This window comes from Rhizobacter sp. P1_G5 (assembly GCF_056405435.1).
In genome coordinates this window covers 1-8,116 of the sequence record NZ_JBFUCB010000249.1, presented here as the reverse complement: position 1 = coordinate 8,116, position 8,116 = coordinate 1, and the positions used below count along the sequence as shown (strand labels likewise).

The window sequence follows — 8,116 nt, the reverse complement described above, 5'->3', positions numbered from 1 at the left end:
CCACCTGCTCGACGTGCGCGGCGATCACTTCGTCAGCGGTGAGCCCGGCCGCCGGCGACGCGGCCGGCACCCAGACCACGCGCGCGAACGGGCCGAACGGTTCGCCGACCTCGGCGCCGGGCGGTGGAGCCGCCGCGTCGGCATCGGCCAGCAGGCGCCAGCCGGCGCGCACGCTGCCGCGCGCCACCGGCACGTCCTGCACCAGCACCTGGTAGCCCGCGGCGTCGGCGAGGGCCTGCGAATGCACGATGCGCAGCCGCGGAAACACCGGGCCCAGCTCGGCCTCGAGCGTCGACTTGACGCCGCTCAGCCGCTGGTCCAGCAAGTGGAGGTCGACACCGAGGCCGGGCGCCAGGTGCACCGCCAGCGGCGACGCCAGCGCATCGTCGGTGGCACGCAGCTCGGCATCGGGCGCGCCCGGGTGCGAGATCCAGTCGGACACATGGCGCCGGCGGCGCAGTGCGCGCGCCGCGAGCCCGGTGCCGAGCACGACGGCGGCGAGCAGGCCGAACACCCACTTCGGAAAGCCCGGCACGAGCAGGAAGCTCGCCAGCGCCGCCCCCGCCACCATCAGCGCGCGTGGGTGCGCCAGCACCTGCTGGCCGATCTGGCTCGCCAGCTGCGTCGGCTGCTCGTCGCCGCCCTGCGCGCCGACCCGCGTGATCACGATGCCGGCGGCGATCGACACCAGCAGCGACGGGATCTGCGACACCATGCCGTCGCCCACCGTCAGGATCGCGAAGCGCTGCACCGCGGCGCCGACGGCCATGTCGAGCATCAGCGTGCCGATCGCGATGCCGGCGAGGATGTTGACGATCGCGATCAGGATGCCAGCGATCGCATCGCCCTTGACGAACTTCATCGCGCCGTCCATGGCGCCGTGCAGCTGGCACTCCTGCTCCAGCAGGCGGCGGCGCGCCTGGGCCTGCGTCGACGACAGCACGCCGGCGCGCACGTCGGCATCGATGCTCATCTGCTTGCCGGGCATCGCGTCGAGCGCGAAGCGGGCCGCGACCTCGGCCACCCGCTCCGAGCCCTTGGCGATCACGATGAACTGCACGATCGCGATGATCAGGAACACCACTGCGCCGACCACCACGTTGTTGCCGACGATCAGCTTGCCGAAGGTGTCGATGATGTGGCCGGCATGCGCGTGCAGCAGGATCAGCTTGGTCGATGCAATGTTCAGCGCCAGCCGGAACAGCGTGGTGAACAGCAGCAGCGACGGGAAGGTCGACAACGACAGCGCCGACGGCACGTACATCGCGACGATCAGCAGCACCAGGCTCACCGCCAGGTTGGTGGCGATCAGCAGGTCGAGCAGCGGCGTCGGCAGCGGCAGCACGAACAGCGCGACGATGGCCACCAGCAGGCCGGCGAGCACCAGGTCGTTCTGGCGGCCGGCGAGGCCGAGCCAGCCGCGCAGGCCGCGGTTCGCCCGGTGGTTGGCAGGGAGCGCGTTCGACGGTGTGGGCATGAGGCGCGATTCATCCACCGAAGGCTTCCGTGACGTATGCCACGGAAATCGCCTGGTGCCGGCGCACTCTAGGGCTCGCTGCCGCTGGACAGCAACCACGAATTTCCGTAGTGGCCGATCCGACACCCATGCCGCCCCCTACGGTTTTGCGTAGTTCCTCAATCGGGTCGGCTTGGGTACGCTGCGCCGAACCATGCGTGAACAAACTCACGTTTCAACCTTGCCGCCACGCCCCCGACCCGAGGTGCGCGACCTCGGTGTGTCGCCGCGTCTGCCGCGTGCCGATGCGTCGCTGGTGCGGGCGCTGAACGCGTTGTATGCACACGGCAACGCCCGCGTGCTGACCCTGTGCGGCCAGCCGTGGACGCTGCAGTGGCGGCATCGCGGCGTGCCCGCTGCAGGCAGCGAGCGCATGCGCTTTCGCTGGCGGCTCGGCGTGCACGCCGGCTGGCTGGCGCTCGACCTGCCGCTGCTGTCGGCCCTGCTCGACGAACGCCACACCGAGCTGCTGCCGCGCGAGCTGCGCTACGTGCTGCTGGCCGATGCGCTGCATCCGCTGGCCGATGCGCTGGAGAAGGCCCTGCACCTGCGCTTCGAGTGGTCGCCGCCGCCGGCGGATGCAGAGGCGCCCGCCGAACCGCCTGCCGCCACGCTGGCCGAGCGCGCTGCCGGCTTCACGCTCGCCGGCCGCGACGGCGTGCATGGCGGCCACCTGCTGTTCGACGACGACGCGGCGCTGGCCGCCCTGCTCGCGGCCGCGCCGCCGATGCCGCGCGCGCTGCGGACGACGGCGGCGCTCGACGGTCTGCGCATTCCGCTGCCCTTCGTCGTCGGCCACAGCCAGATCAGCGTGCGCGAGATCGGCAGCGTCTGCCCCGGCGACATCATCAGCATCGAGCGCTGGTCATCGTCCGGTGCGGGCCTGCTGGTCAGCGCCGAGCTCGGCGGCGTGACGGGACGGCGTCTCGTCGGGCTGGCCGAAGGCACACGCATCACCTTGCAGCCTTGGAAAGAGAACGACATGAACCGAGACACCCCCGAGGCCGAGCTCGCCGGCCATGACGACGATGCCGCGGCGCTGCCGCTGGACCGCCTGGACGCGCTGGAGGTGACGCTGCGCTTCGAAGTGGGCGAGCTGTCGGTCTCGCTCGGCGAGCTGAAGGGGCTGAACCCCGGCCACGTGTTCGAGCTCGGGCAGGCGCTGAACCGCAGTGCGGTGCGCATCGTCGCGCACGGCAACGTGCTGGGCAAGGGCTACCTGGTCGCGGTGGGCGACCAGCTCGGCGTGCGCGTGTCCGAGTTCGCCGCGAGCGAGCTGTGATGGGTGCCGGGCTGCCCGAACCGCTGACACTGGTTGCGCTGATCGTCGCGTTCGGCATCGCGCCCTTCGTCGCGCTGATGGTGACGAGCTACACCAAGCTGGTGATCGTGTTCGGCCTGCTGCGCACCGCGCTCGGGCTGCAGCAGACGCCGCCGAACATGGTGCTGAACGGCATCGCGATCATCCTGACGATCTACATCATGGCGCCGGTGGGCATGGAGGTGAGCGACGCGCTGCGCGGCCGCAGCTTCGGCGCCAAGGGCGAGGGCCTGAACGACATCGTCGCCGTGATGGACGCGGCCAAGGCGCCGGTCAAGGCCTTCCTGCAGAAGCACACGCAGGAGCGCGACCGCCAGTTCTTCCTGAAGTCGGCCGAGAGCATCTGGCCGCCGCAACGCGCGGCGACGCTGGCCGCCGACGACTTCATGGTGCTGGTGCCGAGCTTCACGCTGAGCGAGCTGACGCGCGCGTTCCAGATCGGCTTCATCATCTACCTGGTGTTCGTCATCGTCGACCTGATCGTCGCGACGGTGCTGCTCGCGCTGGGCATGTCGATGATCGCGCCGACCACCATCTCGCTGCCGTTCAAGCTGCTGCTGTTCGTGATGCTCGACGGCTGGACGCGGCTGATCCATGGGCTGGTGATGTCGTACCGCTGAGCGGCCTGCGCTCAGTGGCACGCGTCGATCGATGCGCTGGCGCCGTGAGGGCACAGCAGGAGGTAGGCACGACCGCTCTCCTGCAGGCGTTCTGCCATTCGCTGCAGGTGCGCCGCGCCCAGCATCGCGACGTAGGTCCGGCGGGGCGCTGCGCCGGACGCGCGGTCGGACCCGGCGCGGTCGAGGATGGTCTTCGCCATCGAGTCGGAGCGGGAATCCAGGGTCTCGTCGATCAGGGTCGCCAGCGCGATCTCCTGTTCGAGCAGGCGCCGGGTCAGCTCGACGATCCGGACCGACGTGGCCGGCCGCTTCAGGTGGCGCATCAACAGACCGTCGACCTGCTGGCGCAACGCCGCAAGCGTCACCTCGGCATCCGCCTGCCGACCCTGCGATGCGCCGGGATCCAGCCGGTCGATCAGCTCGCGCAGAGACGTGGCCACTTCGCGCATCAAGGCTTCGACTCGCACCCCGAGTGCATGGTCGTCCATGCCCACCGTTCCGCCCTCCGCGTCGTCCTGCACGACCGGAATCCCGCGCAGGACCTCGTCGAACTGCCCGCTGCGAACGTACGGCTCCGACAGTTCGGCGAAGTGCAGGTCGCCGGGCCGCCAGATCGACTGCAGCGCCCGTGTCGCGGCATCGGGCTGGTGGTGGTCGGATTCAGCAATCAACACGATCACTCCGTCGAGCGATCGATGCTCGCCGAGGCCGGGACTGCGAACGACCTTGAAGTCGACGGCCACCGCACGCCGAAACTCGGCGAGGGTCGGATGCAACAGGCCGGTGGCACCGTCGCACGACGCGCCGACCGGGCAACTGCCGGACAAGTCGTTCACATGGGCCAGCAGCAGGCTGGCCGTGGACGGCCAGTTCGCGGCGGTCATGCGTTCGGCCGAAGTTCGGATCACGGGTTCTGCCGTGCGTCGTGCCGATCGCCGCTGCCGCGTGACCTGCCCTTGCAGCGGGACCGGCACCGGCCAGGCCGCTGACCCGCCTGCCCGCCCGGAGCTGATGTTGAAACCCTGGCCGTGAAGCGGCAGCGGCGTTGCAGTGCAGTTCATGCAGGCCTGAGTAACTGCACCTCCGAACGAGTTCAGACCCGTCCAACAAAAAAGCCCTGCCGTCTCGCGACGGCAGGGCCTTTCCCCGACAACGCTCCGATCAGAAGCGGTAGCCGACGAACACCGCCGTGGTCAGCGGGTCCAGCTTGATGTCGAGCGTCTGCCCTGTCGACAAGGTCGTGGTCGTCTTCAGGAAAGTCTTCAGCACCATCGCATCGACGAACCAGCGCTCATTGAAGGTGAAGCTCGCGCCGACCGCGATCGTCGCGGCCGCCTTCGAGTCGATCTTCAGCGTCGTCGGATTCGCGCTCGTGCCGCCGGTCAACGCGGTCAACGCCGCGGTGCCCTTCTCCTTGTAGAACTTCGCGTAGGTGATGCCCGCGCCCACGTATGGGCGGAACGGCGAGCTCGCTTCCAGGAAGCGGTACTGCGCCATCAGCGTGATCGGCAGCGCCTTGGTCTCGCCGATCTTGCCGACGCCGGCGATGGCGCCGTCACCGTTGATGTCGTGCTTGAAGGGCGTCGACAGCGGCAGGTCGATCGCGAAGTTGTCGGTCCACATGTAGGTGATGCCGCCGCCGAACTGGGTGTTCGAGTCGACATCGGCCTTGGTGCCCGGGAAGGCCGGCGCGCTCAGGTCGCCGCTGTCGACCTTCGGCGCGATGCGCACCGCACCGGCCCGCACCAGCCACGAGCCGGCGGTTTGCGCGCTCGCCGCGCCGCTGACGAACAGGCCGGCCACGCAGCCTGCCAGCGCGATGCACTTGAATGTCTTGTTCATGGTTGTTGTTCCTTCGTGCATCCGGGTTTACAGCCAGCCCTTGGTGGCCAGGCTTCGCGCGATCAGCTGAGCGAGCAGCTGGTGGGCGTACGGCGTCGGGTGGAAGCCGTCGGAGAAGGCGTAGCTCTTCCACCAGTTCGGATCGGTCACGCCGGTGGGCGGTGCCGCCGACAGTGCGGTGTCGGTGCAGGTCGTGAAGGTGTAGGTCGGCAGGCCGTCCGTGCCGACGCCGGTGGCCGGGCAGGCCGGCGTCGTCACGTTGGTCAGGCTGTACTGCGCAGGGATCGCCACCTCCTCGTTGAACGAGGTGTAGAAGTCGACCACGACCACCTTGCCGTTGCCAGCGTAGTGCGTGGCCAGCGTCCCGTTGAAGGCTTCGATCCAGCCCTTGAACAGCGCCTCGGCCTGCGAACGTGCCGCAGCGCCGCCGTCGGTCGCGCCGCCCTGCACCGCCTTGGCCGCGATCGACCCCAGCACCAGCTGGAAGCGCGGCGTGTTCGTGATGCCGGGCATGTTCAGCACGGCCACGTAGTTCGCGCCCTTGCCGAGGATGTTGGTGTCGATGGCCGCACTGAACTGCGTCGCGACCGCCACCATGTACATGCCGCCCAGTTTCGCCAGGCCCGCGGCACCGTTCGCCGCCTCGGTGTTCACCGTCGTCGCGTCCAGCTCCGTTTTCAGCAGCGCCAGGTAGGTCGCGCCGCCGTCGGTGCCGGCCTTGAGGTAGGCACCCACGAGGTCGGCCGCGTCATTGCCGCCGCCGTCGATCAGCGCGAGTTCGGTGGCGCCGATGGGGGTCGTCGCGGTCGCGTCCTTCATCTGCYGGATCACCGACAGCTGCGAGGTGGGCGCGGTCGGGAAGTTGATGCGGCTGCTGGCGATCGCGTAGTTGGTGCAGCCGGTCTTCGCGGTGTTCGGCGTGAAGGTGGTGGCACCCGTCGGCGTGTAGTAGTTGCACATCCCCGTGATGCCGTAGCTCAGTGCGACGCGCTCCGGGTACACCAGCGAATCCGCGCCCTGCACCGTCGCCTTGAAGCCGAAGGTGCCGGAGTCGGCCAGGCTGTCGCCCATGACCTTCACCGCGGTGATGTTGACCTTGGCCGTCGTGTCGCTGCCGCCGCCGCCGCAAGCGGCCACCAGCGCCGCCGCGCCGAGCGCGACGACATTGCGTTTCCATTGATGCATCCGTGTCTCCTGCTTCCCAGTTGTGAATCCAGCCCGAGGCCGAGGGGAACGCCGCGCAAATCTGCACGACCGTTCGTTTTTTCGATCAGCGCGGATGTTAGGGGCGGAGCGATACCCGAGGACTGCTGGAAAGCCCGGATTCCCCCCCGAAAAATGCATGTTTCGCTGGTCGTTTGTGTGCGCAAAGTCGCGTGGGGGGAGGCTGTGGCTCGCCGGCCGGTACGGTCTTCGCCCCWGGCGGGGCGAAGACTTCCCTCCACTGACTGGTTTCATGGCCCGTCGCCGAAACTCCCGCCGCTCGCTTCGCTCTCTGTGGTCTAACAGTCGGCGACAGTCAGTTCACGAAGCGTGCTGTGCACGCGGGCCATGAAACCAGCCAGCTCCGGCGCCCCGTCCTGATTGGCGCTCCACAGCCTCCCCCCACGCGCCTTTGTGCCACCGCACTGCTCCTTCGACTTTGACAAGCGAACAAGTGGGAATTGATGCCCSGGTWGTCACCSGGGCGMGCMRCGCGTGTTTTCTGCGCATCAAGCCACYGGTTCGGCAAAGGCGGGGGYGGGGGGTGTGGGGAGCGCCAATYAGGACGGGGCGCCGGAGCTGTGCAGTTTGATGGCCCCGCGCGMAGCGCGATCGTGAACTGACTGTCGCCSACTGTTTGACCACAACGAACGAAGTGAGTGGMGGGAGTTTSGGCGACGGGCCWTCAAACTGCGCAGCGCAGGGGAGTCATCGCCCCGCCAGGGGCGATGACCGCACCGGCCGGCGAGCCCCACACCCCCCGCCCGCGCCTTTGCTCGCACCGGTCTACGCAGCCCCGGATTCGCGCTCCCGCTCCTGCAAGACTCGCCACAACACTTTGCCGGCCCCAGACTTCGGCAGGCTGTCGGCGAAGCTCACAAGACGCGGTGCCTTGTACGCCGCCATGTGATCGCGCGCCCAGTCGACGATGTCCTGCTCGCGCGTCACGCCACGCGCCTCGGCACGCAGCACCACCACCGCCTTCACCGTCTCGCCTCGGTAGGCATCGCGCGCCGAGATCACGCAGGCCTCCTGCACTGCCGGGTGCCGGTAGAGCAGCGCCTCCACCTCGGCCGGCCACACCTTGAAGCCGCTCGCGTTGATCATCCGCTTCAGCCGGTCGGTGATGAAGAAATACCCCTCGTCGTCCATGCGCCCCAGGTCGCCAGTGCGGAAGAAGCGCCGGCCCTCGATCTCGACGAAGGCCGCCTGCGTCGCTTCCGGATGACGCCAGTAGCCCTGGAACACCATCGGCCCGTGCGTGACGATCTCGCCCACCTCGCCGATCGGCATCTCCTGCAGCGTGACAGGGTCCACCACGCGCGAGTCGACGCCGAAGATCGGGATGCCCAGGCACTGCAGCTTCGCGCGCTCCGGCGGATTCGCATGGCTCGGCGCCGCGGTCTCGGTCAGCCCGTAGCCTTCGGCGAAGGTCAGCCCGAACTCCGCCTGCAGCCGCTCGGCCACCGCCTGCGGCATCGCCGCGCCACCGCCGCTCAGGTAGCGCAGGCTCGACAGGTCGAAGCTCCTGTAGTTGGGGCTGCCGAACAGGTCGATGATCATCGTCGGGATGCAGGTCCAGTGCGTCGGCCGGTGGCGCGAGATCAGCCGGCC

Annotated in this window: 7 protein-coding genes; 2 read left to right on the top strand and 5 right to left on the bottom strand. The window is 68.9% G+C overall.

Annotated elements, in window-relative coordinates; genetic code table 11:
• The coding region (locus tag AC1D12_RS17655; RefSeq protein ID WP_477841879.1) for an FHIPEP family type III secretion protein at window positions 1–1,477 on the bottom strand (1,477 nt) is incomplete at its 3' end.
• A gap of 220 nt (window positions 1,478–1,697) precedes the next feature.
• On the opposite strand from AC1D12_RS17655, the gene sctQ reads away from it, so the two are divergent.
• Together sctQ and sctR are read left to right on the top strand one after the other, a co-directional pair.
• Window positions 1,698–2,798 (top strand): type III secretion system cytoplasmic ring protein SctQ, encoded by a 1,101-nt coding sequence (gene sctQ / locus AC1D12_RS17650; RefSeq protein ID WP_477841877.1) that lies wholly within the window; start codon window positions 1,698–1,700, stop codon window positions 2,796–2,798.
• Window positions 2,798–3,457 carry a type III secretion system export apparatus subunit SctR gene (sctR, locus tag AC1D12_RS17645; RefSeq protein WP_047587294.1) on the top strand — a complete coding sequence of 220 codons (660 nt, stop codon included), beginning with the start codon at window positions 2,798–2,800 and terminating at the stop codon, window positions 3,455–3,457. The genes sctQ and sctR overlap by 1 nt, the downstream gene beginning before the upstream one ends.
• Before the next feature lie 11 nt (window positions 3,458–3,468).
• Here sctR and AC1D12_RS17640 read toward each other — a convergent pair whose 3' ends face one another.
• From AC1D12_RS17640 to AC1D12_RS17625, 4 genes are all read right to left on the bottom strand, one after another.
• Window positions 3,469–4,518, bottom strand: a complete 1,050-nt coding sequence (locus AC1D12_RS17640; RefSeq protein ID WP_477841875.1) for a hypothetical protein — start codon at window positions 4,516–4,518, stop codon at window positions 3,469–3,471.
• A 100-nt stretch (window positions 4,519–4,618) separates the two neighbouring features.
• Window positions 4,619–5,299 (bottom strand): OmpW/AlkL family protein, encoded by a 681-nt coding sequence (locus AC1D12_RS17635; protein ID WP_477841873.1) that lies wholly within the window; start codon window positions 5,297–5,299, stop codon window positions 4,619–4,621.
• A 27-nt stretch (window positions 5,300–5,326) separates the two neighbouring features.
• Window positions 5,327–6,484: an SGNH/GDSL hydrolase family protein gene (locus AC1D12_RS17630; RefSeq protein WP_477841871.1), complete on the bottom strand. Its 1,158-nt coding sequence runs from the start codon at window positions 6,482–6,484 to the stop codon at window positions 5,327–5,329.
• Between the two features lie 804 nt (window positions 6,485–7,288).
• Window positions 7,289–8,116: AMP-binding protein (locus AC1D12_RS17625; protein WP_477841869.1), on the bottom strand; the 828-nt coding region annotated here is incomplete at its 5' end.